This window comes from Pelomonas sp. Root1217 (genome assembly GCF_001425705.1).
Lineage (GTDB): Bacteria > Pseudomonadota > Gammaproteobacteria > Burkholderiales > Burkholderiaceae_C > Pelomonas.
The window spans coordinates 869,114-894,821 of the sequence record NZ_LMDC01000012.1; the positions used below are offsets into that span (position 1 = coordinate 869,114).

Consider the following 25,708-nt stretch of genomic DNA (forward strand, 5'->3'; position numbering starts at 1 on the left):
GCTGCAAACGAACACCGCACGCCCGCTCATCTCGCCGCAACGCCGCCACTCGGCGTTGCAAAACTTGCCGTAGCCCCCAGCTACGGCGGCGTTTTGCGCCTTGATTGGCGACGCTGCGGCGGTCTGCTCGGCCGCGCAGAGTCCATTCACAGCTTCTGAGATCATTCGGCCATGGTTCCCCATCTGATCACCGCCCTCAACGGCCCCATCAATGAGCTGGAGGCCCGCATCCTGGAATCCATGCCGGCCACGGAACGCTGGTTCAGGCTGGAATGGATGGAGCACACGCCGACCTTCTACGCCTCGGTGGACCTGCGCAATGCCGGCTTCAAGCTGGCGCCGGTCGACACCAACCTTTTCCCCGGCGGCTTCAACCACCTTACCGCCCAGATGCTGCCCCAGGCGGTGCAGGCCGCCATGGCAGCCATCGAGAAGATCTGCCCCGAGGCGCGCAACCTGCTGGTCATTCCCGAGACCGGCGCCCAGTGCAGCTTCTACCTGGAGAACCTTGCCACGCTGGCGCGTATCTTCACGCAGGCCGGCCTGAACGTGCGCTTCGGCACGCTGGACACCAGCGTCACCGAGCCGACCGAGCTGCGCATGCAAAACGGCGAGACCCTGGTCGTCGAGCCGCTGGTGCGCAAGCGTGGCCGGCTGATGCTCAAGGGTTTCGACCCCTGCACCATCCTGCTCAACAACGACCTCTCCGCCGGCACGCCGCCACAGCTGATGGGGCTGCACGAGCAATACCTGCTGCCACCGCTGCACGCCGGCTGGACAGTGCGGCGCAAGAGCCAGCACTTCCGCGCCTACGAGGAAGTGGCCAAGCGCTTCGGCAAGCTGCTGGGCATGGACCCCTGGCTGATCACGCCGATGTCCCAGAGCGTCGACCTGCACGGCAAGAAGGGCCTTGAGGCTCTGCAGACGGCTGCCGATGCCCAGCTGACCAAGGTGCGCCGCAAGTACAAGGAATACGGCATCAACGAGAAGCCCTTCGTCATCATCAAGAGCGATGTGGGCAGCTACGGCAAGAGCGTCATGACGGTGCGCGACGCCAAGGACATCGAGGGTCTGGCTGCAGCACTGCCCGAGAACCTGGGCCAGGAAGTCATCGTGCAGGAGGGTGTGCCCACGCATGAGCGCGTGCACGAGGCCGTGGCCGAACCGGTCGTCTACATGATGGACCGCTATGTCGTTGGCGGTTACTACCGCGTGCATGCCCACCGCGGCATCGACGAGAGCTTGAACGCGCCGGGCGCCAGCTACGTGCCGCTGGCCTTCGCCGAGTCACCTCATCTGCCGCGCCCCGGCGAGAAGCCTGGAGCGAGCGCGCCCAACCGCTTCTACATGTATGGCGTCATTGGCAGGCTGGCCATGCTGGCGGCCAGCTATGAGCTGGAGGCGACTGATCCGCAGGCGGAAGCCGAAGCCGCCTGAGCGGGCAACTTTCGGCAGGGCGCGGCCTTTGATCTAGGCTGGCGGTTTCGCGCAAACCGCTGCCTCAGATGAAGATCTACCGCCTCGCCGCCCTCGTTGTGTCCCTCCAGTTGGCCGGCCTTGCCTGCGCCGCGCCGCATTCCGGCCTCGACCTCGCCGGCATCGACCGCACCATGCGCCCGCAGGACGACCTGTTCCGTGCCGGCAACGGCCACTGGCTGGCCACCACCGAGATCCCGGCCGACAAGTCCTCCTTCGGCATGGTGGCCCAGCTGCGCGACCTGTCCGACCAGCGCGTGCGCGCCCTCGTCGAGGGGCTGGCCCAGGCCAAGCCCGGTTCGGCGGAACACAAGATCGGCGCCTACTACGCCGGCTTCATGGACACGGCCGCCATCGACAAGGCCGGCCTTGCGCCGATGAAGCCGGTGCTGGACGGTATTGCCGCTCTCCAGACCCGCCAGCAGATCGCCACCTGGCTGGGGCGCCAGAACGGCGTCATCGACCAGCCGCTGACGATGGTTGTCGATGCCGACTTCAAGCAGCCCGGCATCAACCGCCTGACGCTGAACCAGACCGGCCTGGGCCTGCCGAACCGCGACTACTACCTGAAGGACGACGCCCGCATGGCTGCAGCCCGCACGGCCTACCAGGCGTATCTGCAGACGCTGGCCAGCGCTGCCGGCCTGCCCGAGGGCGCCGCGGCGCGGGCCTACGCCGTCGAACAACGGCTGGCCGAAGCCCAGTGGCCGGCCGAGGACAACCGCGACCCGCAAAAGATCTACAACCCCATGACGCCGGCCGAACTGGCCACCAGGCTGCCGGGCCTGGACTGGGCGGCATTGCTGGCCGCCGCGTCCGTGCCGTCGCCGGACCGGGTCATCGTGGCCCAGCCCAGCTATGCCGCTGCCGCCGCCAAGCTGCTGGCCGAGGCGCCTTTCGAAGACCTGCGCGCCTACCTGGCGCTGCGTGCGCTCGACGGCCGGGCCGACGTGCTGCCCCAGGCCTTCCGCGAAGCCCGCTTTGCCTTCCGTGGCACGGCGCTCAGCGGTGCCAAGGCCGAGCAGCCGCGTTGGCAGCAGGCGGTGGCCGACCTGAACAACGCGCTGGGCGAGGCCGTTGGCGAGGCCTATGTGAAGCGCAACTTCCAGGCCGCGGACAAGGCCCGCATGCTCAAGCTTGTCAACAACCTGATGGCCGCCTATGGCGAGTCCATCGACGGCCTGAGCTGGATGACGCCGCCCACCAAGGCCAAGGCCAAGGACAAGCTGTCCAAATATCTGGTCAAGATCGGCTACCCCGACGTCTGGCGCAGCTATGCCACGCTGGAAATCAAGGCCGGCGACCCGACCGGCAACCGCGAGCGTGCGGTGCGCTTCGAATGGCTGCGCCAGGCCGCCAAGGCCGGCAAGCCGGTGGACAAGCGCGAATGGGGCATGACGCCGCAGACCGTCAACGCCTACTACAACCCGAGCTTCAACGAGATCGTCTTCCCGGCCGCCGTGCTGCAGCCGCCCCTCTACAACACCCGGGCCGACGACGCGGTCAACTACGGCGCCATCGGTGCCGTCATCGGCCATGAGATCAGCCATGGCTTCGATGACGAAGGCAGCCAGTTCGACGGCGACGGCGCCCTGGCCAACTGGTGGACGGATGCCGACCGCCAGGCCTTCGAGGCCATCGGCGCCCGTCTGGTGGCCCAGTACGAAACCTATGAACCCATCGCCGGCAAGCATGTGAACGGCAAGCTGACACTGGGCGAGAACATCGCCGACCTGTCCGGCCTGCAGATTGCCTACAAGGCCTATCTGCGTTCGCTGGGCGGCAAGCCGGCGCCGGTCATCGACGGCCTGACCGGCCCGCAGCGCTTCTTCATGGGCTGGTCGCAGGCCTGGCGCGAGAAGATGCGCGAGCCGCGCCGCCTGCAGCAGCTGACGGCCGACCCGCATTCGCCGGCGGAATTCCGCGCCAACGGCGCCGCCGTCAACCACGATGGCTTCCACGAAGCCTTCAAGACCCAGACCGGCGACAAGATGTTCAAGCCCAGCGAGGCCCGCATCCGCATCTGGTAGCGAGGTGCCGCCCGCGTGTACGCCTGCTGGCCGGCAGGCGTCAACCCTGGCTTGTGTGGTTTTGCTGCGCCGCACAAAAACCCAAAACCGGGCGCAGAATCCCGACTTTCGAACAATCGCCACTCCAAGCCGGTGGCCCTCGTGAAGTGAGTTCTTCCCACGCGGCTCGCAGCCCTTCGGCAATGGCGGGCCTCACCCTCGGCGCCCTCGGGGTGGTCTATGGCGACATCGGCACCAGCCCGCTGTATGCCCTCAAAGAAGTTTTCCATGGCGGCCATGTCGCCACCACGCCCGACAACATCCTCGGCGTGCTGTCACTGCTGTTCTGGACGCTGACCGTCGTCGTTTCGATCAAGTATGTGCTGCTGATCCTGCGCGCCGACAACAACGGCGAGGGCGGTCTCATCGCCATGCTGGCGCTGGCGACCAATGCGGTGAACGACAAGCCGGCGCTGCGCCGCGGATTGCTGCTGGTGGGCCTGTTCGGCACGGCCATCTTCTTCGGCGACGCCGTGATCACGCCGGCCATGACGGTGCTGGGCGCCGTCGAGGGCATCGACGTCTATGAGCCGCAGTTGCACGACGCCATCCTGCCGCTGACCCTCGTCGTCATCGCCGGGCTGTTCGCCGTGCAGCGCTTCGGCACTGGCGGCATCGGCAAGGCCTTCGGGCCCGTGATGCTGGCCTGGTTCGCCTCGCTGACTGCGCTGGGCCTGCCGCACATCGTCGAGAACCCGCACGTTCTGACGGCCATCAACCCGCTGTATGCGGTGCGTTTCTGCCTGGAGTACCGCTGGGTGGCCTTCGTGGCACTGGGTGCCGTGGTGCTTGTCGTCACTGGCGGCGAGGCGCTCTACGCCGACCTGGGCCACTTCGGCAAGAAGCCCATCCGCATTGCCTGGTATGGCGTCGTCATGCCGGCCCTGGTGATCAACTACTTCGGCCAGGGCGCCATGCTGCTGGACAACCCCGAAGGCGTGAAGAACCCCTTCTTCCTGCTGGCACCGGGCTGGGCCGAGATCCCGCTCTTCCTGCTGGCCACCGCGGCGGCCATCGTCGCGTCGCAGGCGCTTATCACGGCCGCCTTCTCGGTCACCAAGCAGGCCATCCAGCTCGGCATCCTGCCGCGGCTGCGCGTGCTGCACACCAGCGTGCGCGATATCGGCCAGATCTACGTGCCCTTCATCAACTGGGGTCTGTTCAGCCTGGTCATCCTCGCCGTCGTCTTCTTCGGCTCGTCGACCAAGCTGGCCGGCGCCTACGGCGTGGCCGTCACCATCGACATGACGATCACGACGGTGATGACCTTCTTCGTCATCCGCTACGGCTGGAGGTACCCGCTGGCGCTGTGCATCGCGGCCACGGGCATCTTCTTCCTCATCGACGTCACCTTCCTCGCGTCCAACCTGCTCAAGGTGGCCGCCGGCGGCTGGTTCCCGCTCTTGATCGGCATCGGCATGTTCACGCTGATGCTGACCTGGAAGCAGGGCCGCAAGCAGCTGTCCGACAAGCTGCGCGAGGACGCCATCGAGCTGGACACTTTTCTCGACGCCGTCTTCATCAACCCACCCACACGCGTGGCCGGCACGGCCGTCTTCCTGTCGTCCGAGAAGGGCTCCACGCCCAACGCGCTGCTGCACAACCTCAAGCACAACAAGGTGCTGCACGAGCAGAACGTCTTCGTCACCGTCAAGCACCATGAAGTGCCCTGGGTCGGCTTCGAGAAGCGTTGCGAGGTCGAGGCCCTGGGCCACCACTGCTGGCAGGTGGCCCTGCACTTCGGCTTCAAGAACGAGCCCGACGTGCCCGAGGCCCTGGCTCTATTGAAGAAGCACGGCGTGCAGCTCGACGAGATGGAGACCAGCTACTTCCTGAGCCGCGACATCGTCATCCCGACTATCGGCACGGGCATGGCACTGTGGCGCGAGAAGCTCTTCGCCAGCATGCACCGCAACGCGGCCGCGGCGGCGGACTTCCTGCACCTGCCGACCAACCGCATCGTCGAGCTGGGCTCCAAGGTCGAGATCTAAGGTCTCGGCAGGCGCTAACTGCCACAGAGAAGCCGGCGCTCGATGCGCCCGTCATGCACATGCACGACCTCGCCCTTGGCCAGTGGCTGCCAGGCCTCGGCGTCGTCGCCCAGCGGTTCTGATGCAATCGCCCAGCCGCCCGGCTGGGGCTTGAGATAGAGGCTGGGCGGCTTGTCGTCGCTGGCCCAGCGCACCGCCCAGAGCTGCTCGCCGTCGGAAAGAGCCGCCGAGAAGCGCAGCGGCGTCGTGACGCCGCGCGCCTCCATTTCATCCACCGTGTCCAGCAGCACCTGGCGCGTTGCCGCCTCGACCGTCGCGCCGGCCCGCACACGGCCCATGATGAGCAGGAAGAGCAGCTCCGAATCCGTCGCACCGCGCTTCAGGTCGTAGAGCTCGTCGCTCAGTTGCGCTTCCATGCCACGGCGCAGCCGCGGAAAGTCGCCCACCTGGCCGTTGTGGATGAAGAGATAGCGGTCCAGATGAAAGGGATGGCAGTTCTGCCTGGAGACACCGCCCCCCGTCGCCGCCCGCACATGAGCCATGAAGAGGTGGGAGCGCACGTTGGCGCACAGGGCCATCAGGTTGTCGTCGCTCCAGGCCGGCATCACCTCGCGGTAGACGCCGGGCGTGTCGCGCTCGCCGTACCAGCCGATGCCGAAGCCATCGCCATTGGTGACCGACTTGGCCTCTGAAGCCTGCAGGCTTTGGCGCACCAGGGAATGGCGCGGCTTGCAGACCAGGTCTTCCAGAAAGATCGCGTCGCCCGAGTAGGCGAGGAAACGGCACATCGACAGATCTCCTCAGGTCACATCATGCCTCGGCTGTATTCGGGCCGAGCGCCGGGCCGCCCCAAGCCGGCCCGCCTGTGGCTGCACGCGGCTCGATGCCGCGGGCGGCCTCGTCCCCGCGGGGGACCGGTCAGGCGCGCCCGCGTCCAGCGGCGCGAGCCTGGACGAGGGGCTCAACTTATGCTGGCCGCATGCGTTCTCTGCTGCAAGACTTTTCGCCGTCCACCGTCGTTGCCGGCTTCGTCGCGGTGCTGGTGGGCTACACCAGCTCGGTGGCCATCATCTTCCAGGCCACCGTGGCACTGGGCGCGACGCAGGCCCAGACGGCCTCCTGGCTGTGGGCCCTGGGCCTGGGCATGGGCGTCACCAGCCTGGCCTTGAGCCTGTGGACGCGTCAGCCCGTGCTGACGGCCTGGTCCACGCCGGGCGCGGCCCTGCTCGCGTCCACCTCGGGCCTGGACATGCCCGAGGCAGTCGGCGCCTTCATCGTCTGCGGCCTGCTCATTGCCTGGGCCGGCGCCAGTGGCTGGTTCGAGAGGCTGATGGACCGCATTCCCGTGGCCGTCGCCTCGGCGCTGCTGGCCGGCGTGCTGGCCCGCTTCGGCCTGGACGCGGTGGCCAGCGCCAAGACCGCGCCGGAGCTCGTGCTGGCGATGGCCGCCGCCTATCTGCTGGGGCGGCGCCTGTGGCCGCGCTATGCCGTGCCCGGCGTGCTGATCGCCGGCGTCATCACCGCCCTGGCCCAGGGCCGGCTCAGCTTCCTCGGCATCGACACGGGCCAGATCTTCGTGACGCCGGTCTGGACCGCGCCCGAGTTCACCTGGCATGCCGCCATCGGCGTGGCCCTGCCGCTGTTCATCGTCACGATGGCCTCGCAGAACCTGCCCGGCGTCGCAGCCCAGCGGGCCAGTGGCTATGCAACGCCCGTGTCCGCTTCCATCGCCGTGACCGGCGCGGCGACAACGCTGCTGGCGCCTTTCGGCGGCTATGCCTTCAACCTGGCCGCCATCACGGCCGCCATCTGCATGGGCCGTGAGGCGCATGAGGACCCGGCGCGGCGCTACACGGCGTCCATCGCCGCGGGCCTGTTCTATGTCCTCGTCGGCCTGGCGGGCGGCGCCGTCGCCATGCTGCTGGCCGCCTTTCCGCGCGAACTCGTCGCGGCGATCGCCGGCCTGGCCCTGCTGGGCACCATCGCCGGCGCGCTGGCCACCTCGCTGAAGGACGAGGCCCACCGTGACGCGGCCATCCTGACCTTCCTCGTCTGCCTGTCCGGCATCAGCGTCTTCGGCATCGGCGCGGCCTTCTGGGGCGTGGTGGCGGGCGGCATTGCGACGCTGGCCGCGACCTTCCGCCGCCCTCGGCCTTAGGTGGGCGAGGTGGCCGGCCCTGTGCAACACTGGCTGGATTGCACAGGCCCCCTCGATCATGAAGCTGCTCTTCGTTGCCGACCCGCTATCCACCTTCAAGACCTACAAGGACTCCACCTTCGCCATGATGCGCGAGGCCGGCCGGCGCGGCCACAGCATCGTCGCCTGCGAGGCCAGCCAGCTCGTCTGGCAGCGCGGCGGTCGCGTCACGGCGCGCGGCGCGCTGGAGATCGCGCTGACGGGTCAAACCGGGGAGGACAGCGACGCCTGGTACACCGTCACGTCGACCGGTGATGTGGCGCTGGCCGATGTCGATGCCGTGCTGATGCGCAAGGACCCGCCCTTTGACAGCGAGTTCTTCTACGCCACCCATCTGCTCAGCCAGGCCGAGCGAGAGGGCGCCCGCGTCTTCAACCGCGCCAGCGCCCTGCGCGAGCACCCCGAAAAGCTCGCCATCCTCGAGTTCCCGCAGTTCATCTCGCCCACCCTGGTCACGCGCGACCCGGCCGAGATCCGCGCCTTCCATGCCGAGCAGCGCGACATCATTCTCAAGCCCCTGGACGGCATGGGCGGCATGGGCATTTTCCGCGTCAAGGACGACGGCCTGAACCTGGGCAGCATCATCGAGACGCTGAACAAGGACAGCACGCAGACGGTCATGGTGCAGCGCTTCATCCCCGCCATCACGGAGGGCGACAAGCGCATCCTCATCATCGGCGGCAAGCCCGTGCCGCATTGCCTGGCGCGCATCCCGCAGGGCAACGAGGTGCGCGGCAACCTGGCCGCCGGCGGCAAGGGCGTGGCCCGTCCGCTGACCGCTCGCGACCGCGAGATCGCCGAATACCTCGGCCCCATCCTGGCCGCACGCGGCCTGCTGCTGGTGGGCCTGGACGTCATCGGCGAGAACGTCACCGAGATCAACGTGACCAGCCCGACCTGCTTCCAGGAGATCACGGACCAGAGCGGCTTTGATGTGGCCAAGATGTTCGTCGATGCGCTGGAAGAGGCCATGGCATGAGGCGCCGTGACTTCGCCGCCTTCGGCTTGTCGGCCATTGCGTTGCCGGCATTCGCCCAGGATGCGGGCTTCGGCAAGCTGACCGACAAGTTCCTCGAGGCACTGTGGCGCCAGGACCCCGATGCAGCCGTGGCCGCCGGGCGCTTCGAATTCGCCCCGCAAGTCACTTTGCCCAGCAACGCCCAGCGCGAGCGCATGCGGGCCTTCCTGACGCAGTGGCAGGCCGAGTTTGAGCGTCAACCCGAGGCGGCGCTGAATACCAGCCAGCGCATGGACCGCACCATGCTCGTCGCCAAGATCCAGAGCGACCTCTGGCGCCTGGACACGCTGCGTGAATGGTCCTGGAACCCGGCCGAGCACAACCCTGCCGCGCCGCTGGATCTGCTGCTGAACACCGACTACGCGCCCTTGCCACAGAGGCTCGGGGCACTGAGGCCCCGCATCACGGCCCTGCCGGCGTTCTACCGGGCGGCCCGGCTCAGCCTCGGCGGGGTCACGCGCGAGCACACCGAGCTGGCCATCCAGCAGGCGCCTGGCGTCGTCGGTGTGCTGGACGACATTGCCAAGCGCGCGGCCGAAGCCGGCCAGGCGGCGTCCTTCAGGTTGCCGCTGGCTGCAGCGCGCTCGGCCGTCGAGGCCTATGTGGCCCACCTGAAGCGCCTGCTGCCTGCGGCGCGCCGGCCTTTCCGCCTCGGCGCCGAGTTCTACGAGCCCAAGTTCGCCCATGACATCCAGTCTGCGCGCACGGCGCGTGAAACCTACGAACTGGCCCAGCAGCGCCGCGAGGAGGTGCTGGCCAGCATGCAGACACAGGCCGCGGCCCTCTGGCCCACCGTCATCGGCAGCGAGGCACCGCCTGCCGACCGCTTTGCGCTGATCGGCCGCGTCATCGCCAAGCTCAGCGAAAGGCATGTCGCCCGCGAGCGCTTCGTCGACGAGATCCGCGCGCAGATCCCCCAGCTCGAAGCCTGGGTGCGCGACCACGACCTGCTGAGCCAGGACGCCAGCAAACCGCTGGCCGTGCGCGAGACGCCCGAATACCAGCGCGGCGTGGCCGGCGCCAGCATTGAGGCGCCCGGCGCCTACCGGCCGCAGGACCGCACCTATTACAACGTCACGCCGCTGGACGACCTGACGCCCGAGCAGGCCGAGAGTTCACTGCGCGAATACAACCACTGGATCCTGCAGATCCTCAACATCCATGAGGCCATCCCCGGCCACTACACCCAGCTCGTGCACGCCAACCGCGCGCCCAGCAAGGTCAAGGCCCTGTTCGGCAACGGCGCGATGGTGGAGGGCTGGGCCGTCTACGGCGAGCGCATGATGATCGAGAGCGGCTACGGCGCCTCGCCGGAGATGACGCTGATGTACGGCAAATGGCATCTGCGCTCGGTCACCAACACCGTGCTCGACTACAGCGTGCACGTGCTCGGCATGACCGAGGCCGACGCGCTGGACCTGCTGACGCGCCAGGCCTTCCAGACCGAACGCGAGGCCAAGGAAAAATGGCGCCGCGTGCAGCTCAGCTCGGTGCAGCTGACCAGCTATTTCAGCGGCTACAGCGAGATCTTTGCGCTGCGCGAGGCGCTCAAGGCCAGGCCGGGGTTCAACCTCAAGGCCTTCCACGAGCAGTTCCTGAGCTACGGCAATGCGCCGGTGCGGTTGATTGCGGCGGAGATGTTGTGAGCCCCTCGCCCAGGCTTGCTCCGCTGAACGCGGCAAGCCTGGTCGGTCCCCCGAGGGGACGGCGATGCTTGCGGCATTGGGCCACAAGCACATCGCCCGCGAGCTAGCTCGGGGGCGGCCCAGCGCTTGGCTCGCGGTCAGTCGGGACGCTTACACCGTGAACTGATCGTGCACCCGCGGCACCGTCGCCGCGGGATCGTCATTGCGCCAGACCGGCCCCGGGCTGCCCGCGCGCCGCCAGCGCCGCGGCACGCGGTCGATGGCGATGAAGAAGGCCTGCATGCGGCCGTCCGGCGTGATGCGAAAGCGCAGGAAGCCCTTGTGGTCCTGCCCGTCCAGTGCCGAGTAGGCGTTGTTGGTCAGCAGGCCGAGCCGGCACATCAGCGCCAGGTAGCCGCCGAACAGCGCCGAACCCAGCATCGCGCCGCCGGCGAAGACGCCCGCGCCGACCAGCAGCGAGTGCAGGATCAGCCCCAGCCATTGGTCGCGGCTGCCCAGGCCCGCCCACAGGCTGACGGCCTGGTGCATGAAGAACTCCAGGCTGAACACGGCCAGCACATGCACCGCGGCATGCACGGCGCCCATGCCCCAGGTGACGGCCCAGCGCAGGGTGCGGCCATCGTCGGGTGACAGCTCGTCCACGGCCTCGCGGCCCATGGTCATGCAGCCAAAAGCCATCAGCCCGTTGATCAGAAAGCCCAGCGGGCTGAACACCATCGCCTTGAGCCACAGCGCCAGCACGGCCAGGTAGTCGCCCGGCCCATAGGCCCACAGGGGCTGGAAGCCGTCAGCCCGGAACGACCAGGAGAAGGGGCTGGAGTTCAGGTAGGCGTTGAACCAGTACAGCGCGCCCAGCAGCAGCGCGAAGCCGACATTGCCGTTGCCGCCCTGCAGCCTCGGCAGGAAGGCGAACAGATTGCGCCAGGCCCGCCCCCGCGACGTCTCGGCCGTCGGGTAGACCGTGGCCTCCTGGCGTTCGAAATGCACGCCCCGCGCGCGCCGGCCGGTCAGGCCGACCTTCAGCGCCGGCGTCTCGGTGCGCGGCTCCGGCGGGATGCAGTCCTCGGTGTCGAAGGCCTGCAGCCGTACGGGCCGCGTGGTCGCCCGGGTGTGCGTCGGATGGGTGAAGGCGCCGCCGCAGCCGCAGGTGACGAGGCGGCCGTCTCGGGTCAGATCTTGGGAATCCCAACGCATGTAGTGGTGCAGGTCGCCGGCCAGGCGCAGGCGGATGCGGCCGCGCAGCAGGCCTTCCAGGCGCTGGTAGCGCTTGGGGTGGCTCTCATCGGCGCCGTCGCCGATGGGCCGTGTCCAGTAGGGCTCGGGGTAGATGAGGATGACCTTGTCGTCGGCGCCAATGGCGGCCGGCTTGCCATGGCCGCCGAGGGCCAGGGCCTCGAACTGCTCGTACTGGTCGCGATCGATGTCGCGCGTCAGTGCAAAGTCCAGGGCCAGGGCCCACCAGCCGCCGGGCAGCTTGACGCAGAAATAGGACTGGCGCTGCGGGATGTCGGCGCCCAGCAGCGGTGCGGAGTCGTAGCCACGCACGAAGTAGCGGCTGAAGGTCGAGGCCGAGTCCATCCAGTCGTGGTTCTGCGGCACGGCCGCCAGCGTCAGCCGCCGGCCGCGCACCAGGGTGTCGGCGAAGTCGTTGCGCACCGCCTCGAACATCTCGACGAAGCGGTAGCGGTAGTCCTCGGTGCTGGCAGCCGGGTAGGCGAGGTCGCCACCGAAGAGCAGCAGCTGGCCTCTTGGGAGTGTCTGCAGGGTCTCGCCGTCGAGCGCCAGCTCGGGCGCCAGCGCGGCGCTCGCCACCGCATAGCTGGCGTTGCCGCCGTCACCGGTGTCGGCGATGAAGTCGAACCAGTATTCGCCCTTGAAGTCGCCCTCCAGCTCGGGTTGGCTGCGGTCGATGACCACCAGCGGTTGCGGCTGTGCCTCGCGGCCGTCTCGGTTGCGCAGCTGGTCCAGTGACGACAGCACCTGGTTGGCGGCCGTCCAAAGCACGCTGGGTTGGTACCAGGCGACCGGATGGCGTTCGTGGGGTGGAACGGAGCGGCCGAGCTTGGGTGAGGGCATGGGGCGCGATGATCGTCGCGGCCCCGCCCCTGATCAAGGGGCGCGTGTGCGATGCCCCGCAGCCGCCTTGTACGCATTGATCTCGGCCGCCACCTCGGCGGGGTCGATGACGTCCGCCAGATTCGCGAAGCCCGCCGGTGCCAGCGCCTCCACACGGTCGAGGATGGCGTCCAGCCCTTCCTTGCGATTCATCTCGACGATGCGGGCGCACATCGGCCGCCGTTCGTCCTCGTAAGCGGCCAGCGCCGTGTCGAGATCGGCATGTGCGCTCAGCGCGTCGGCCAGCGCCTTGGCATCCATGATGGCCTGGGTCGCGCCGTTGGAACCGATCGGCACCATCGGGTGGGCCGCGTCGCCCAGCAGCGTCGAGCGGCCGAGCTGCCAACGTGGCAGCGGGTCGCGGTCCACCATGGGCCATTCCAGCATCTGCTCGGCGCGGGTGATGAGACCAGGTACGTCCAGCCAGTCGAAGCGCCAATGGCCGAAGGTGGGCAGCAGGTCGTCGAGCCTGCCGGCGCGGCTCCAGTCGGCGCGGTCGGGGGCGGTCAGGCCGGGGACGGGTTCCTGCACGCGGCGGTCGGCGATCCAGTTGATGAGCTGCAGCCCGTCGGCCCGCGGCGCGCCAATCGGGTAGACGACGAACTTGGCCTGGCTGTGGCCGGCCTGCACCATGGTGCGGCCGTCCAGGAAGGGCGGCGCCCAAGTCGTGCCGCGCCACATCATGACGCCGCGCCAGCAGGGCGCGCCTTCGTCGGGTGCCAGGCGGCGGCGCAGCGCGGAGTGGATGCCGTCGGCGCCGATGACGAGATCGGCCGCCTGCTCGCGGGGGCCGTCCAGCGTTGCGATCTCGGCAATGGCGCGGTTGCCTTCATCGCGCACGTTGACGACGCGCTGGCCGCCGAGCACCGTGACCTTGGCCGAGGCTTCGGCCCACAGCCGCATCTGCAGCTCACCGCGATGGATGCTGAACTGCGGATGGCTGTAGCCGCCCTCCAGGCCGCGCGGGTCGCGGTAGATGGCCTGGCCATGCTTGTTGGCGAAGACGAGGGCCGAGGTCTCGACGGCCATGCCGCGCAGCGCTGGCAGCAGGCCCAGTTCGTCCAGCACGGCCACGGCATGCGGCAACAGGTTGATGCCCACGCCCAGCGGTTGAGGTTCGCGCACCGACTCCAGCACCGTCACGGCGTGGCCGCGTGCGTGCAGGGCCAGCGCCGCCGTCAGCCCGCCGATGCCACCGCCTGCGATCAATATCTCCATGGCCTCAGGGTAAGCGAGATAGTTGCAGTGAGCAACAAAAACTAATCTGAGACGGTGAGCAAGCCCGACACGCCCAAGGCCATGCCCCCCGAAGGCCCGATGTTGCCTGTTCCCGGGCTTGATTACGGCCTTTTGGACGGCTTGCTGGGCTATGCACTGCGCCGCGCGCAGAACGCGCTCTACCTGGACTTCTACCGCGCCACCGCCGAGTGGGACATCAGCCCGCCGCGCTTTGCCGCCCTGGTGCTGATCGCGCGCAACCCCGGCCTGCGCCAGGGGCTGCTCGGCCAAGCCATGGGCCTGCACCGCAGCGGCGCGCTGCGCCTGACAGACTGGCTCACTGCCCAGGGTTATGCCGAGCGCCGCGACGCGCCCGACGACGCGCGGGCCTGGGGGCTGTACCTGACACCTGTGGGCAAACGCCTGTTGGTCAAGCTTGAAGCCGCCGTCGCCACGCACGATCGCGCGCTGATCCAGGCCCTCGGCGACCAAGGCCCCACATTGAAGGCTGGCCTGGAACGCCTGGCCCGCATCGCCACCGCACCGCCCACAGACTGACAACACGATCGGAGACAAAAGAAATGATGCAACGACGCCACCTGATGCTTTCCCTTGCGGCCTTGCCGCTAGCCGCCCGCGCTCAGGGCCAGCCGCCGCGCATCCTTGTCGGCTTCCCGGCCGGCGGCTCGGTAGACACGACGGCCCGCCGCTTCGCCGAGTTCGGCCGCGGCAAGCTGGCCGAGACCATCCTCGTCGAGCAGAAGGTCGGCGCCGGCGGCCGCATCGCCATCGGCGTGCTGAAGGATGCGGCCCCCGACGGCCTGACGATGCTGCTCGGCCCTTCGTCCATGTTCACCGTCTACCCGCATGCCTACCGCAAGCTGGCCTATAACCCGGCGACCGACGTCATCCCGGTGTCGCCGCTGGCGCTATCGACCTGTGGCTTCGGCGTCGGGCCCCAGGTCCCGGCCACGGTGAAGACGCTGGCGCAACTGGCCGACTGGCTCAAGGCCAACCCCGACAAGGCGGCCTACGCCTCGCCCGCAGCGGGCGCCATGCCGCACTTCCTCGGCAACCAGTTCGAGCATGCAGCCGGGTTGAAGCTCACCCATGCGCCTTACCGTGGCGCGGCGCCCGGCATGCAGGACCTGATGGGCGGCCAGATCGCCGCGGGCTGCTTCTCCATCGGCGACTTCCTGCCCCACCTCGCCTCCGGCCGCGTGCGCCTGCTCGGCGTGACGGACAAGGCCCGCTCGCGCTTCGTGCCCGACGTGCCCACCTTCGAGGAGCAAGGCTTCAAGGGCATCGTCGGTGTCGAGAGCTACGGCCTCTTCCTGCCGGCCAGGACGCCTCAGGCGACGGTAGACAAGCTGGCTGAAGTGGCCCGCGCCGCCGTGCGCGAGCCCGGTGTCATCGAGGCCCTGGCCAAGCTGGGTTTCGAGCCGTTGTCGCTGCCGCCGGCAGACTACGCCAAGCGCCTGGCTGCCGAGCGCGACTACTGGGGGCCGGTGGTCAAGGCTTCGGGCTTCAGCTCGGACGATTAGCATGCCGGCTCCACTCATGGAGCCTGAATGCCCTGGCGTCGACTGGCTGCTTGCCTTGCTGTTTGCCTGACCCTGAATGCGGCCCACGCGGCGACCGACGCTGCGCGGCTGCAGGCGCTGCTGACCGAACAGCAATACGCCGCGGCGCGCACCGATGTCGACGCATTGCTGCGCGCCAGGCAACCCGATGCCGCCGAGCGCGCGGTCATCTACCAATGGCTGTTCGCCCGTGATGATGGCGCGGCCATCGATCGCCGCACGCAAGGCGTGCTGCGTGACCGCGAGGCCGATGCCATCGACCTGCTGGCCGCCGGCCGCCTGGCCCTGGACCGGCGCGACTTCGAGCGCGCCAGGCAATGCTTCGAGAAAGCCCTTGAGCGGGCGACGCGCCCCGTCGACAAGGCCCAGGCCTTGCGCGGCCTAGGGCAGCGCCATTACCAGCTGCGTGAGTTCGATGCCTCGCTGCAAAAGCTCGAAGCCGGCATCGCCGCCGAGCGCACCGCCGACGGCCTGGCCGCGCTGGCCGACACGTTGATCCGGCTCGGCCGCACCGAAGACGCGATTGCCGCGGCCGAGGGCGCCGTCGCGCTGAACCGTCATCACGAAGCCGCCCACTACCTGCTCGGCAATGGCTATGTGCGAGAGAACTACAGCCAGCTCGCTGCCCGGCTGGGCGACGGCTTCGCGCCGCTGATGGCCGACGTGAAGCGGGCCTCGGATGCCTTCGACAAGGGCGACTTCGACACGGCGCTGGCCATCAGCCTCGCCGTGCTGGAGCGTTGCCCGCAGCTCGGCCGGGCTCATGCCATCGCGGCCAAGGCGCTGGAGTCGCAGCGCTTTGCCATCGATGTGCACCGCGCCGACTACGAGCGCCGCTTCAAGGCCCTGCCGATGCCCGCCGTGCCGGGCATCGAGCGCTATGTACTGAACTGGCAGGATCTGTCGCCGCGCCACAAGAAGCGTGTCGCGCTGTCCGTCGCGCCGTGGAAGGCCTTCATCCCCGTGCTGGTGGAAGGCGGCGCCACCCACTTCATCAAGCCGATGTGGATGCGCCTGTCCGAGACGCCGCAGGCGCATGCGCTCAAGGATGCTCGCATCGACTACGACTCGCGCCTCTGGGACGACGTACGGGGCATGGGCGGGCACTTCACCGTCACCGGCATCGAGGACGTCGAGCGCAGCATCTTCGACCGCTACAACACCGTGCTGCACGAGCTGACCCACCAGGTTCATGGCGTGCTGACGGCCGACCAGGCGCGCAGCATCGAGGCGCTCTACCAGCAGGCCAAGGCGCGCGACGCCAGAACACGCAACGGTTTCCTGTCGCGCTACGCCGGCGGCTCAGTGTGGGAGTATTTCGCCGAGGGCGCCAACGCCGAGGCCTCGCCCCGGCGAGACGCCTATGACGGCCGCGAGATCGTGCGTGAGCGCCTGGTCGAGATGGACCCGGCCCTGCGCGCCGCGATCCGGCGCTTCTTCGCCCAGCGGGACACGCGCGCCAGTCTGCCCGTGGCCCTGGTCAATGCCGGCAACCAGAAGCTGGAGGATGGCAAGCTGGCCGAAGCCAAGCCGCTGTTCGCCCGCGCGCTCAAGCTCGCGCCCACCGACGAGCGCGTGCTGACGGCCCAGCTCAACGCGCTGGCCATCGAGGGCGATGGCGCTGCCGTCGCTGACTTGGCGGCCCGCGCCCTGGCGGCCCATCCGCGCAGCGGCGCACTGCGAGCGGGTGTCGCCGACGCCCTGTGGCATGGCGGCCGCCCGCTGGCCGCCGAGGTCGTGCCTGGCCTGGCGCGCGATGTCGCCGCGCTCAAGGGCGAGGACCGCTTCCGCGTCGACCTTGCGCTGGCAGACTACTCCCGGCGCCTCGGCGATGTGCCGCGGGCGCTGGCCGCCTATGAAGCCGTGCTCGCCTACCAGGGCGACCAGCCCGAGGCGCTGTGGGGCCGTGCCGCCACGCTGGCGCTGGACGGCCGTTGGGACGACGCCTTCAAGCAGTACGAGGCCGTGCTGCGCCTGCGCACGGGTCTTGTGCCGCTGCGCCGCGATTACGCGCTGGACCTGCTGCGCGCCGGCCGCAAGGAGGCGGCGCGAGCCCAGATCAAGGAAGCGCTGATCCTCGATCCGGCCGACCCCGACATGCTGGCGCTGAAAGGCTGGCTGGCCCTCGTCGATGGCGACCCGACCGCTGCGCGCCGCGATGCCAGCGAAGCCCTGCGGCTCGGGCCTTGGAGCGACTTGGCCGTCATCGTCGAAGCCGCTGCGCTGCAGGCCCTGGGGCAGGGCGAGGCGGCGCAGGCGGCGCTAGCGCGCCTGAAGCAGCGCATCGCCGGCAACGCGCCACCGCAATACGTCTATCGGCCCGAGAAGTCCGGCTGGTTCTCGGTGCATGAGCTGCCGGCCAGCGAGCGTCGTGTCATGGAGCTGCTCGTCAAGTGAGATTCTTCAAGCGCCTGGAGGCAGCCCATCTGAACGGCCTCAGCGTCGCGCTGGGCGTCGCGGCCACGCATCTCGCGGTCGGCGCGCTGTTCGGCGAGACGGCGGGGTTGGCGGCCGTGGGTGGCGCCGTCTGCGCCAGCCTGACGGACGTGCCCAACCCGCCCCAGCGCGTGCTGCCGCGCGTGTTGCCGGCCGCGGCCGCCGCGGCGCTCGTGACGTTGCTGGTCGGGCTGACGGACCACTCCCTCGCGTTGACCGTCGCCCTGATCGCCGTCGTCACTTTCCTGTCGCTGATGGCCCTGGCCTGGGGCCTGCGTGCCGGGCCGCTGTCCTTCGCGCCGGTGCTGGCCATGGTCTTCGCGATGGCCTGGGACCGCACGGCCGGCGCCACGTCGCCGCTGGAGCACGCGCTCTGGGTGGGCCTGGGCGGCTGCGTCTATGCCGGCTGGGCGCGCGGCAGCGCGGTCGTGCTGCGCCACCGGTTGCGCGAGTTGGCACTGGCTACGGCACTGCGCGCCACCGAGAAGCGGCTGCGTTCGCGTGCCCAGCGCATTGCCGGCGCGGTGGGCGGTGCCGAGGCGAACATCCGTGCCTCCATTGCCGACGACGTGCTGCTCGCCGATGCACTGCAGGCCGCGCGCGACCAGGTTTTTGCCGCACGGCGCTCACCGCGCAGCCGCCGTCAGACCGACCTGGTGCTAGGCCTCATCGAGCTGCGCGACCTGCTGCTGGCCAGCCGGCTCGACACTGAACTGCTGGGCCAGGACTTCCCCGGCCGCCAATGGCGGGCTGCACTGGCCGATGCGCTGCGCCACCTCGCCGACGTGCTCGCCGCCCTGGCCGATACCGTGGCCTATGGCGCACCCTTGCCCGAGGTGTCTGCCGACGCCTGGCGGGCGCAGTTGGCGGCGCGGCTGGCCGATGTCAGCGCGCCGGCTGGCGACTCGCGCACCCATCTCGCGTCGGCGCTGGCGTCGCGCGTCGGCCACATGCTGGACGACGTCAGTGCCATGGTGGCCCGCCAGACTGCGGCAGACAACCCCGACAGCCCCTGGACACCCGAGCGCCTCGCGCCCTTCGTGTCGCCCGAGGGCTGGCCGCTCGCAGCGCTGAAACCTCATCTGAACCTGCAGTCCGGCGTCATGCGCCATGCGCTGCGCTCGGCGCTGGCGCTGTCGTTCGCCTATGCGCTGGGTGCGGCCTTGCCCTGGGCCGCCCACCCCTTCTGGTTGATGCTCAGCGTGGCCGTCGTGCTGCGCGGCAACCTCGAGCAGACGCTGTCGCGCCGCAACGAACGCATCATCGGCACGGTGCAGGGCTGCCTGCTGGTGTTGCTGCTCGCGCATGTGCACTGGACGCCGCTGCTCAGCCTGTGCTTCATCGCGGCCGTGGGCACGGCCCATGCCTATGTGAACCGCCGCTACCGTGTCGCCGCGACGGCCGCGACGTTGATGGCGCTGCTGCAGCCATTGATGCTGGCGCCGGGCAGCGACCCCTTCATCACCGAACGCCTGGCCGACACCGTCATCGGCGCGGGCCTGGCATGGTTGTTCAGCTTTGTGCTGCCCTCCTGGGAGCGTGCCGCCGTGCCGCGGCTGGGCCAGCAGCTGCGCGGCGCGCTGGCGCGGCATGCGGCCAACATGCTGCGTTGGATGCCCAGCGCCGAAGAACAGACCGCCCAGCGCCTGAGTCGCCAGCAGGCCTACACGGCACTCGCCGCGCTCGCGGCAGCGGCCCAGCGCACGCGTGTCGAGCCGGAGCGCGTGCGCCTGCCCGATGCCGAGATCGAGTCCGCGCTCAGCCACGGCTATCGACTGATGGCACTGCTCGGTGCCGTGCAGCACCAGGTGCAGCGCCGCACGGCCCGGCTGGACGCTGCCAAGGCCGAGACGGCACTGCCGTTGGCGCGCAAGGCCTGCGTGGATGTGCTCAAGGGCGAGCCGATGACGGGCACCGACCCGGCAGAGACGCCCGATGGAGACGCGGGCGCCTGGCCCGAGCATCTCGGCCAGCAGGACCTGACGCCCTGGCTGCTACGCCGGCTCAGGCTGTGCCGCCTTGAAGCGCGCGAATTTGTCGCCGCACTGACCCAACTTCAAAACCCTGCAGGAGAACCGAAATGAGCATCCAGACCCGCGCCGCCGTCGCCTGGAAGGCCGGCCAACCGCTGAGCATCGAAACCCTGGACCTGGAAGGCCCGCGCGACGGCGAGGTGCTGGTCGAAGTCAAGGCAACCGGCATCTGCCACACCGACGACTTCACGCTGTCGGGCGCCGACCCCGAAGGCCTGTTCCCGGCCGTGCTCGGCCACGAGGGCGCGGGCGTCGTGCTGGAGAGCAAGGTGCCATGGTTGAAGCCGGGTGACCATGTCATTCCGCTCTACACGCCCGAATGCCGCGAGTGCAAGTTCTGCCTGAGCCGCAAGACCAATCTCTGCCAGGCCATCCGCTCGACGCAGGGTAAGGGGCTCATGCCCAACGGCACGTCGCGCTTTTCGCTGAACGGCGAGCCGATCTTTCACTACATGGGCACCAGCACGTTCGCGAACCACATCGTGGTGCCGGGGATTGCGCTGGCCAAGATCCGGCCCGACGCGCCTTTCGACAAGGTCTGCTACATCGGCTGCGGCGTGACGACCGGCGTGGGTGCCGTGCTGTTCACGGCCAAGGTCGAGGCGGGCGCCAACGTGGTGGTCTTCGGCCTTGGCGGCATCGGTTTGAACGTCATCCAGGGCGCGAAGATGGTGGGGGCCGGCAAGATCATTGGCGTGGACATCAACCCCGCGCGCGAGGCGATGGCGCGGCAGTTCGGCATGACCGACTTCGTGAACCCGAAGGATGTTGGGAATGTCGTTGACCACATCGTGCAGCTGACCGACGGCGGTGCGGACTATTCATTCGAATGTGTCGGCAATGTGCAGCTGATGCGCCAGGCGCTGGAGTGCACGCACAAGGGCTGGGGGCGCAGCATCATCATCGGCGTGGCGCCGGCGGGGGCGGAGATTGCGACGCGGCCGTTCCAGTTGGTGACGGGGCGCAAGTGGGAAGGGTCGGCGTTTGGGGGCGCTCGGGGGCGGACCGATGTGCCGAAGATCGTCGATTGGTATATGGAAGGCAAGGTGCGCATCGATGAGTTGATCACGCACAAGCTGAAGCTGGAGGACATCAACGAGGGGTTTGAGTTGATGCGGCGGGGGGAGTCGATCCGCTCTGTTGTGGAGTTTTGAGGTTGCTTTGGCGGAGCGCATGGCTGTCCGCTGCATTGCCGGGAGTCCGTCCCGGCGGCCGGGTAACTTTCTTCTGCTGCCAGAAGAAAGTCACCAAAGAAGAGGCGCTGAACCGCACACGAGCACCACGCCGCCATGAACGGTGCGCGAAAACACTCACCATGATGGCGGGAAGAAGCGAACCGCTGCGCTCTCGCTGCTGTCCCTGTAAAGAGCGCCATCCATTGCCCCTTCACGCCGGTTAACGCCGGCTGCACGCCGGGCTCATCAGGAAATACCGCGTCGCCCGAGCGACGCTGCATTCGGACTTCTGGTGAGCCCGGCGTGCAGCCGCGCGTCGGACGGGCAGCAGGCCCGATGGATGGTGGTCGTGACAAGTCAGGCGCGAGAGCGCAGCGGCTCGCATCGGGGCACGGCCCGCTCCGAGCGACGCGAGCGCCTCATCCCGCTCGAGTGCGGATTGCATTGAGCGCTCCTCTTTTGGTGACTTTTCTCTGGCGCTGCAGAGAAAAAGTTACCCGCCCTGCCGGGGCGGATTCCCGGCTCACTGCACCGAGTCGAAAGGTTCGTCGCAAAGCGTCCTAGCGTTTCTCGGGCGGCAACCCCTGCAGCGAATTGACCAACTCCGCATGCGCCACCAGATCCACCGGCCTCAACTTCGGCACCGTCCTCGCCGGATAGTCCCCAAGATAGTTCCCGCCCTTCCAGTTTCGCGCTGGCCTCACCGGCCGCGGCACAAACCCGCCGCCGCAGTTGGGGCAGACATTGCTCAGCAACCCCTCGGCGCAGGCCGCACAAAACGTGCACTCAAAGCTGCAGATGCGCGCCTCCACCGACTCCGGCGGCAGCGCACCCGCGCAATGCTCACAGCTGGGTCGCAGCTCCAGCATGTCAGCGGTTTTTCCGGTAAGGCTCATCCTCAACGATGAAATCCTTCTCGCGCATCGAGGCCGCAATCCAGTCCTCCACCGCCGGATGCGCCAGCAGCGAATCGCGATACGTCGCCGCCGCTTCCGACACCGGCAGGCCGAAGCGGCTCAGCCGCACCGCTACCGGCGCAAAGTAGGCATCCGCCGCGCTGAACTCGCCAAACAGGAAAGGCCCGCCGCTGCCCTTGAGCGCATCGCTCCACGCCGCATCCAGCCGCTCCACATCGGCGCGCAACACCTCGTCCTCCGCCCACAACTTGGCGCCGACGTCGGGGAAGAACACCTCTATATTCATCGGGCAAACCGTGCGCAGCCGCATAAAGCCGGCGTGCATCTCGGCACACAGGCTGCGCGCCCGGGCGCGGGCTTTCACGTCGCGTGGCCAGATGGCGTGCTCGGGGTGGCGGTCGGCGATGTACTCGGTGATGGCCAAGGTGTCCCAGACCGTGAAGCCATCGTCCTCGACCAGCACCGGCACGCGTTTCGTCGGCGTGATGCCGGCAATGACGCGGGTCCATTCCGAGTCCGGCGTGAAGTCAAAGCGCAGCTTGACCTCTTCAAACGGAATGCCGAAGGCCGCCAGCAGCACACCGCTGCGCATGGACCAGGAGGAGTAGTTCTTGTTGCCGATGTAGAGCTTCATGACACCTTTCGCGTTGAGCCGGCGAGCTTAAACAGCCGCTGCACCGCCGGCGATGAGCAATCCGCAACGGATTGATGCGCGCTCAATGCCTGGCGCGCCAGGCGTCCAGGCGTGCAACGCCGCCGTCAGGCGACAGATAGGTCGGCAGCACGGCTTCCAGCGAACTGGCCTGAATGCCCAGTTCCGCCAGGCCCGGCAGCTTGCCGCTTGGCACATTGGGCACGCTCAGCGACGCGAGGTTGTCGCGCGACAGCAGCGGCTCGCCGGGCAGGCATTCCATGAACAGGGCCTGCAGCGTCGCCAGCGCGCCGGGCAGGCGCAGGATGGGCCGCTCGCGGCCCGCAACACGGCCGGCCAGCGCCACCAGCTCGGCCAGCGTCAGCTCGCGCGGGCCGGCGATCTCGTAGGTCTGGCCGATGGCCTCGCGGCGCAGCAGCACCTCCACCAGCGCCCGGGCCAGGTCCTGCACCCACACCGGCTGCAACCGCGCATCCGCCGCGCCCAGCGGCATCAACGGGAACAGGCCCTGCAGCCGCGCGAACAAGTTGACGCTCTTGTCGCCGTCACCAAAGACCAGCGATGGGCGCAGCAGCGTCAGCTCCAGCGGATGGGTCTGGGCCGCGACCTGTAGCGCAGCCTCGCCGGCGGCCTTGCTGCGCAGATAGCGCGATGGCGCGTGTTCGGCCACGCCCAGCGCACTGACATGCACGAGGCGCCTCGCACCGGCCGTGGCGATGCGCTTGGGCAGCTCCACATGCACATGCTCAAAGGCGGCCATGCTGCCCTGCAGAATGGCGACGAGGTTGACGACAGCGTCATGGCCTTTGACCAAGTCCGGCAGGTCGTGGAACACGTCGGCCTGCACGACGGTGACCCCTGGCAGGCTCTGCACGGCCTGCGCATGCGGCAGGCGGCGCGTCGGTACGGTGACGCGAGCATCGGCGCCGACGCGACGCGTCAGCTGTTCGCACAAGGCGCGGCCGACAAAGCCGCTGCCTCCCAGGATGAGTACGGACAGGCTCATGATTTGGACTCCCCCACCGCTGCGGGTGGCACGTCGCTGACGTCGGCATCGCGCGCGCCGGCGGGCCCGATGCTTTGCCCCAGGCGTTCGCGCAGCTTGGTGGCCGGCAAGCCCAATACCTGGGCGTAGACGGCGCCGCCGAGCAGCACCTTGCGCACATAGTCGCGCGTCTCGTTGAAGGGAATGTTCTCGGCCCAGATGGCCGCGTCGATGACGGGGCCATCGCGCCAGCGTGCGGGGCGGCCGGGGCCGGCGTTGTAGGCCGCCGCGGCCAGCGCCTGGGCGCCTTCAAAGCGGTCCAGCACCAGCTTCAGGTACTGGGTGCCGATGCGCAGGTTGAAGTCGCGGTCGTGCATCAGCTCGGCGTTGTAGTTGATGCCGGCCTTCTTGGCCGTCCACTTGGCGGTGGCGGGCATGACCTGCATCAGCCCGGCGGCGCCGACATGGGAGCGCGCGTCCAGCACGAAGCGCGATTCCTGGCGGATCAGCCCGTAGACGTAGGCCGCGTCCAGCCCCGCGGCCTGGGCCTCGCGCTGCAGCTCGGCGCGGTGCGGCGTGGGATAGCGCTGGGCGATGTCGATCTCGGCCTTGGTGCGCTCGCTGGTGTTGATGCAACGGTCCCAGACCTCGCGGTCGCAGGCCTCCTGGGCGGCGGCCAGCAGGGCGCGGTCGCCCATGCCGCGCAGCGAGAAATTCCATTCGCGCACACCCTCGCTGCGCAGGCCGAGGTTGATCAGCGACAGGGCACGGGTCAGGCCTGGGTGGCTGCGTGCGGCGCGGCGCTCATCGGCCGTCAGCGGCCCGGGGGCGGGCGGCAGCGGCGTGGGCAGGCCAAGATCCTCGGCGGCGAGGCGGCCGAAGTAGTTCAGTGGCGTCGTGGCCAGCGCAGCGAGCTGGGCACGGGCGGCGGGCTGGTCGCCCTGTTGCCGGGTGGCGCGGGCCTTCCAGTAGACCCAGGCCGGGTCACGCTGCTCGACCGACGTCATGCGCTCGATGGCACGCAGGGCCGCAGCCGGCTGGCGGGCGCGCAGCGCGGCGCGGGCGTGCCACGCCAGGGCGTCGTCGGTCCAGGGGAGGTCGGGCGCGAGCTTCTCGGCGCGAGCGAAGGCGGCGAGGGCGTCGTCCTGCAGGCGCAGCGCGGACTGGCGGCCGATCTGCACCCACAGCCAGGCCTGCAGGTCGGCGGGCAGCTTGCTCCATTTGTCCTGCAGCAGGTCGCCGGCCTGATCGGGGTCGTTGCCGGCGACGCGGGCCAGGGCCAGCGCCGTCAGCTCCGCCTCGGGGCGCGGCGAGGTGCGGGCCTTGCGCGTCAAGTAGCGGCCGGCGTTGTCCTGCAGCTCGGCGAGCTTCTGGTCGAAGGGTTTGGCGGCCAGCAGGGCGACGGCCTGGCGCGCGGCGCGGGGGCGGCCCTGTTCGGTCGCCAGGCGCGCCTTGGCCCAGACGGTGTCCGGCTTGAACTGGCCGGCATCGACCATGGCGCTGGCGAGCTGCTGGCAGCCGTCGTCGCCGTCCTTCTGAGCCATCCACGCGGTGCGCGCGGCGTCGGCATCGACCTTGGTGCCGGCGAGGTGATCGGCCAGCAGTACATAGCAGGCGACCTCGCGGTCGTCGCGCATCTGGTAGTTGGCATGGTCGCGCCTGAAATTAGCCCAGTCGCGGCGGTGGCCCAGTTCCAGCAGCCAGTCGTTGCGCAACCTGTCCTCGACATAGCTGCCGGGATAGCGGGCGTAGAAGGCGTCCATCTCGGGCTGGCGCACTTCGCTGAGCCGCGCATTGAGATCGAAGTACTCGACCCAGCCGGCCAGCGGGTGGTTCTGGGCGCGAGCCGCCTCGACGAAGGCCGTGAGGCGCTTGCGGTCGCGCTTGACCCAGGCGTCGCGGGCCTGCACGGCGAGGTCGGCGTCAGCGGGTGGCGCCGGCGGGGCAGCGTCGGCGCTCAACGCCGCCGACAGCAGCAGGGCCAGCGCTCCACGGCTCATGCATTCCAGGACTCGACCACCCATCTGACTCATGCGCTTCACGCCTCGCAACTGCTTCACTTCGCGTGCGCGCCGGCCAGCTGGCCGAGCGCCGCGCCTTCATGCCGAATTTAACCCAGGGAAACCCGGGGCTTCGCGCTTTACGCAGGCGCGCCGTTTGCCCACGAGTTGGCCGGCGCGGCAGGCCTGGCTTGGCG

At 68.9% G+C, this 25,708-nt stretch carries 18 protein-coding genes; 11 read left to right on the forward strand and 7 right to left on the reverse strand.

Annotated features, from left to right (window positions below; all coding sequences use genetic code 11):
- Positions 1 to 171 precede the first annotated feature (171 nt).
- The 3 genes from gshA (at position 172) to ASC95_RS12965 (ending at position 5,536) form a co-directional block, all read left to right on the forward strand.
- Positions 172 to 1,437 (forward strand): glutamate--cysteine ligase, encoded by a 1,266-nt coding sequence (gshA, locus tag ASC95_RS12955; RefSeq protein ID WP_057298092.1) that lies wholly within the window; start codon positions 172 to 174, stop codon positions 1,435 to 1,437.
- Positions 1,438 to 1,505: 68 nt separating this feature from the next.
- Complete coding sequence (locus ASC95_RS12960) at positions 1,506 to 3,506, forward strand: M13 family metallopeptidase (RefSeq protein WP_057298093.1); 2,001 nt, start codon at positions 1,506 to 1,508, stop codon at positions 3,504 to 3,506.
- Positions 3,507 to 3,688: 182 nt separating this feature from the next.
- On the forward strand, positions 3,689 to 5,536 hold the full coding sequence (locus ASC95_RS12965) for a potassium transporter Kup (protein ID WP_057298094.1): 1,848 nt from the start codon (positions 3,689 to 3,691) through the stop codon (positions 5,534 to 5,536).
- A gap of 14 nt (positions 5,537 to 5,550) precedes the next feature.
- Here ASC95_RS12965 and ASC95_RS12970 read toward each other — a convergent pair whose 3' ends face one another.
- Positions 5,551 to 6,324: a class II glutamine amidotransferase gene (locus ASC95_RS12970; protein ID WP_057298095.1), complete on the reverse strand. Its 774-nt coding sequence runs from the start codon at positions 6,322 to 6,324 to the stop codon at positions 5,551 to 5,553.
- 191 nt (positions 6,325 to 6,515) lie between these two features.
- Here ASC95_RS12970 and ASC95_RS12975 point away from each other — a divergent pair, with 191 nt between their 5' ends.
- Genes ASC95_RS12975 through ASC95_RS12985 form a run of 3 tightly spaced genes read left to right on the forward strand, consistent with a single transcriptional unit; the run spans position 6,516 to position 10,397 of the window.
- Positions 6,516 to 7,694, forward strand: a complete 1,179-nt coding sequence (locus tag ASC95_RS12975) for a benzoate/H(+) symporter BenE family transporter (protein ID WP_057298096.1) — start codon at positions 6,516 to 6,518, stop codon at positions 7,692 to 7,694.
- A 58-nt stretch (positions 7,695 to 7,752) separates the two neighbouring features.
- Positions 7,753 to 8,712, forward strand: a complete 960-nt coding sequence (gene gshB / locus ASC95_RS12980; protein ID WP_057298097.1) for a glutathione synthase — start codon at positions 7,753 to 7,755, stop codon at positions 8,710 to 8,712.
- Positions 8,709 to 10,397 carry a DUF885 domain-containing protein gene (locus ASC95_RS12985; protein WP_057298098.1) on the forward strand — a complete coding sequence of 563 codons (1,689 nt, stop codon included), beginning with the start codon at positions 8,709 to 8,711 and terminating at the stop codon, positions 10,395 to 10,397. The genes gshB and ASC95_RS12985 overlap by 4 nt, the downstream gene beginning before the upstream one ends.
- A 150-nt stretch (positions 10,398 to 10,547) precedes the next feature.
- Here ASC95_RS12985 and ASC95_RS12990 read toward each other — a convergent pair whose 3' ends face one another.
- Positions 10,548 to 12,473, reverse strand: a complete 1,926-nt coding sequence (locus tag ASC95_RS12990; protein WP_057298099.1) for a hypothetical protein — start codon at positions 12,471 to 12,473, stop codon at positions 10,548 to 10,550.
- A 33-nt stretch (positions 12,474 to 12,506) separates the two neighbouring features.
- Positions 12,507 to 13,730 (reverse strand): flavin-dependent oxidoreductase, encoded by a 1,224-nt coding sequence (locus ASC95_RS12995; protein WP_057298100.1) that lies wholly within the window; start codon positions 13,728 to 13,730, stop codon positions 12,507 to 12,509.
- Positions 13,731 to 13,784: 54 nt separating this feature from the next.
- Between ASC95_RS12995 and ASC95_RS13000 the strand changes: the two genes are divergently transcribed.
- From ASC95_RS13000 to ASC95_RS13020, 5 genes are read left to right on the forward strand one after another with little or no spacing between them, the layout of a single operon-like run.
- Positions 13,785 to 14,288, forward strand: a complete 504-nt coding sequence (locus tag ASC95_RS13000) for a MarR family winged helix-turn-helix transcriptional regulator (RefSeq protein ID WP_057298101.1) — start codon at positions 13,785 to 13,787, stop codon at positions 14,286 to 14,288.
- Between the two features lie 23 nt (positions 14,289 to 14,311).
- Complete coding sequence (locus ASC95_RS13005) at positions 14,312 to 15,274, forward strand: Bug family tripartite tricarboxylate transporter substrate binding protein (protein WP_057298102.1); 963 nt, start codon at positions 14,312 to 14,314, stop codon at positions 15,272 to 15,274.
- Positions 15,275 to 15,301: 27 nt separating this feature from the next.
- Positions 15,302 to 17,710: a tetratricopeptide repeat protein gene (locus ASC95_RS13010; RefSeq protein ID WP_057298103.1), complete on the forward strand. Its 2,409-nt coding sequence runs from the start codon at positions 15,302 to 15,304 to the stop codon at positions 17,708 to 17,710.
- Positions 17,707 to 19,833: an FUSC family protein gene (locus ASC95_RS13015; RefSeq protein WP_057298104.1), complete on the forward strand. Its 2,127-nt coding sequence runs from the start codon at positions 17,707 to 17,709 to the stop codon at positions 19,831 to 19,833. The genes ASC95_RS13010 and ASC95_RS13015 overlap by 4 nt, the downstream gene beginning before the upstream one ends.
- Before the next feature lie 2 nt (positions 19,834 to 19,835).
- The gene (locus ASC95_RS13020; protein WP_057298368.1) at positions 19,836 to 20,936 is read left to right on the forward strand and encodes an S-(hydroxymethyl)glutathione dehydrogenase/class III alcohol dehydrogenase; all 1,101 of its coding nucleotides are present in this window, start codon (positions 19,836 to 19,838) and stop codon (positions 20,934 to 20,936) included.
- Between the two features lie 581 nt (positions 20,937 to 21,517).
- Here the strand turns inward: ASC95_RS13020 and ASC95_RS13025 are convergent.
- The 4 genes from ASC95_RS13025 to ASC95_RS13040 form a co-directional block, all read right to left on the reverse strand.
- The gene (locus ASC95_RS13025) at positions 21,518 to 21,826 is read right to left on the reverse strand and encodes a DUF1272 domain-containing protein (protein WP_057298105.1); all 309 of its coding nucleotides are present in this window, start codon (positions 21,824 to 21,826) and stop codon (positions 21,518 to 21,520) included.
- Position 21,827: 1 nt separating this feature from the next.
- On the reverse strand, positions 21,828 to 22,508 hold the full coding sequence (locus ASC95_RS13030) for a glutathione S-transferase family protein (protein ID WP_057298106.1): 681 nt from the start codon (positions 22,506 to 22,508) through the stop codon (positions 21,828 to 21,830).
- An 82-nt stretch (positions 22,509 to 22,590) separates the two neighbouring features.
- Entirely contained in the window at positions 22,591 to 23,532 is a 942-nt protein-coding gene (locus tag ASC95_RS13035) for a complex I NDUFA9 subunit family protein (RefSeq protein WP_057298107.1), read from the reverse strand.
- On the reverse strand, positions 23,529 to 25,511 hold the full coding sequence (locus tag ASC95_RS13040) for a lytic transglycosylase domain-containing protein (RefSeq protein WP_157256267.1): 1,983 nt from the start codon (positions 25,509 to 25,511) through the stop codon (positions 23,529 to 23,531). Before ASC95_RS13040 ends, ASC95_RS13035 begins: the two co-directional genes overlap by 4 nt.
- Positions 25,512 to 25,708 lie beyond the last annotated feature (197 nt).

Excerpts from the sequence above, each read along its gene's own strand:
- gshA (WP_057298092.1), top strand. The coding sequence starts at position 172 with ATGGTTCCCCATCTGATCACCGCCCTCAACGGCCCCATCAATGAGCTG.
- ASC95_RS12960 (WP_057298093.1), top strand. The coding sequence starts at position 1,506 with ATGAAGATCTACCGCCTCGCCGCCCTCGTTGTGTCCCTCCAGTTGGCC.
- ASC95_RS12965 (WP_057298094.1), top strand. The coding sequence starts at position 3,689 with ATGGCGGGCCTCACCCTCGGCGCCCTCGGGGTGGTCTATGGCGACATC.
- ASC95_RS12970 (WP_057298095.1), bottom strand. The coding sequence starts at position 6,324 with ATGTGCCGTTTCCTCGCCTACTCGGGCGACGCGATCTTTCTGGAAGAC.
- ASC95_RS12975 (WP_057298096.1), top strand. The coding sequence starts at position 6,516 with ATGCGTTCTCTGCTGCAAGACTTTTCGCCGTCCACCGTCGTTGCCGGC.
- gshB (WP_057298097.1), top strand. The coding sequence starts at position 7,753 with ATGAAGCTGCTCTTCGTTGCCGACCCGCTATCCACCTTCAAGACCTAC.
- ASC95_RS12985 (WP_057298098.1), top strand. The coding sequence starts at position 8,709 with ATGAGGCGCCGTGACTTCGCCGCCTTCGGCTTGTCGGCCATTGCGTTG.
- ASC95_RS12990 (WP_057298099.1), bottom strand. The coding sequence starts at position 12,473 with ATGCCCTCACCCAAGCTCGGCCGCTCCGTTCCACCCCACGAACGCCAT.
- ASC95_RS12995 (WP_057298100.1), bottom strand. The coding sequence starts at position 13,730 with ATGGAGATATTGATCGCAGGCGGTGGCATCGGCGGGCTGACGGCGGCG.
- ASC95_RS13005 (WP_057298102.1), top strand. The coding sequence starts at position 14,312 with ATGATGCAACGACGCCACCTGATGCTTTCCCTTGCGGCCTTGCCGCTA.
- ASC95_RS13010 (WP_057298103.1), top strand. The coding sequence starts at position 15,302 with ATGCCCTGGCGTCGACTGGCTGCTTGCCTTGCTGTTTGCCTGACCCTG.
- ASC95_RS13025 (WP_057298105.1), bottom strand. The coding sequence starts at position 21,826 with ATGCTGGAGCTGCGACCCAGCTGTGAGCATTGCGCGGGTGCGCTGCCG.
- ASC95_RS13030 (WP_057298106.1), bottom strand. The coding sequence starts at position 22,508 with ATGAAGCTCTACATCGGCAACAAGAACTACTCCTCCTGGTCCATGCGC.
- ASC95_RS13035 (WP_057298107.1), bottom strand. The coding sequence starts at position 23,532 with ATGAGCCTGTCCGTACTCATCCTGGGAGGCAGCGGCTTTGTCGGCCGC.
- ASC95_RS13040 (WP_157256267.1), bottom strand. The coding sequence starts at position 25,511 with ATGAGCCGTGGAGCGCTGGCCCTGCTGCTGTCGGCGGCGTTGAGCGCC.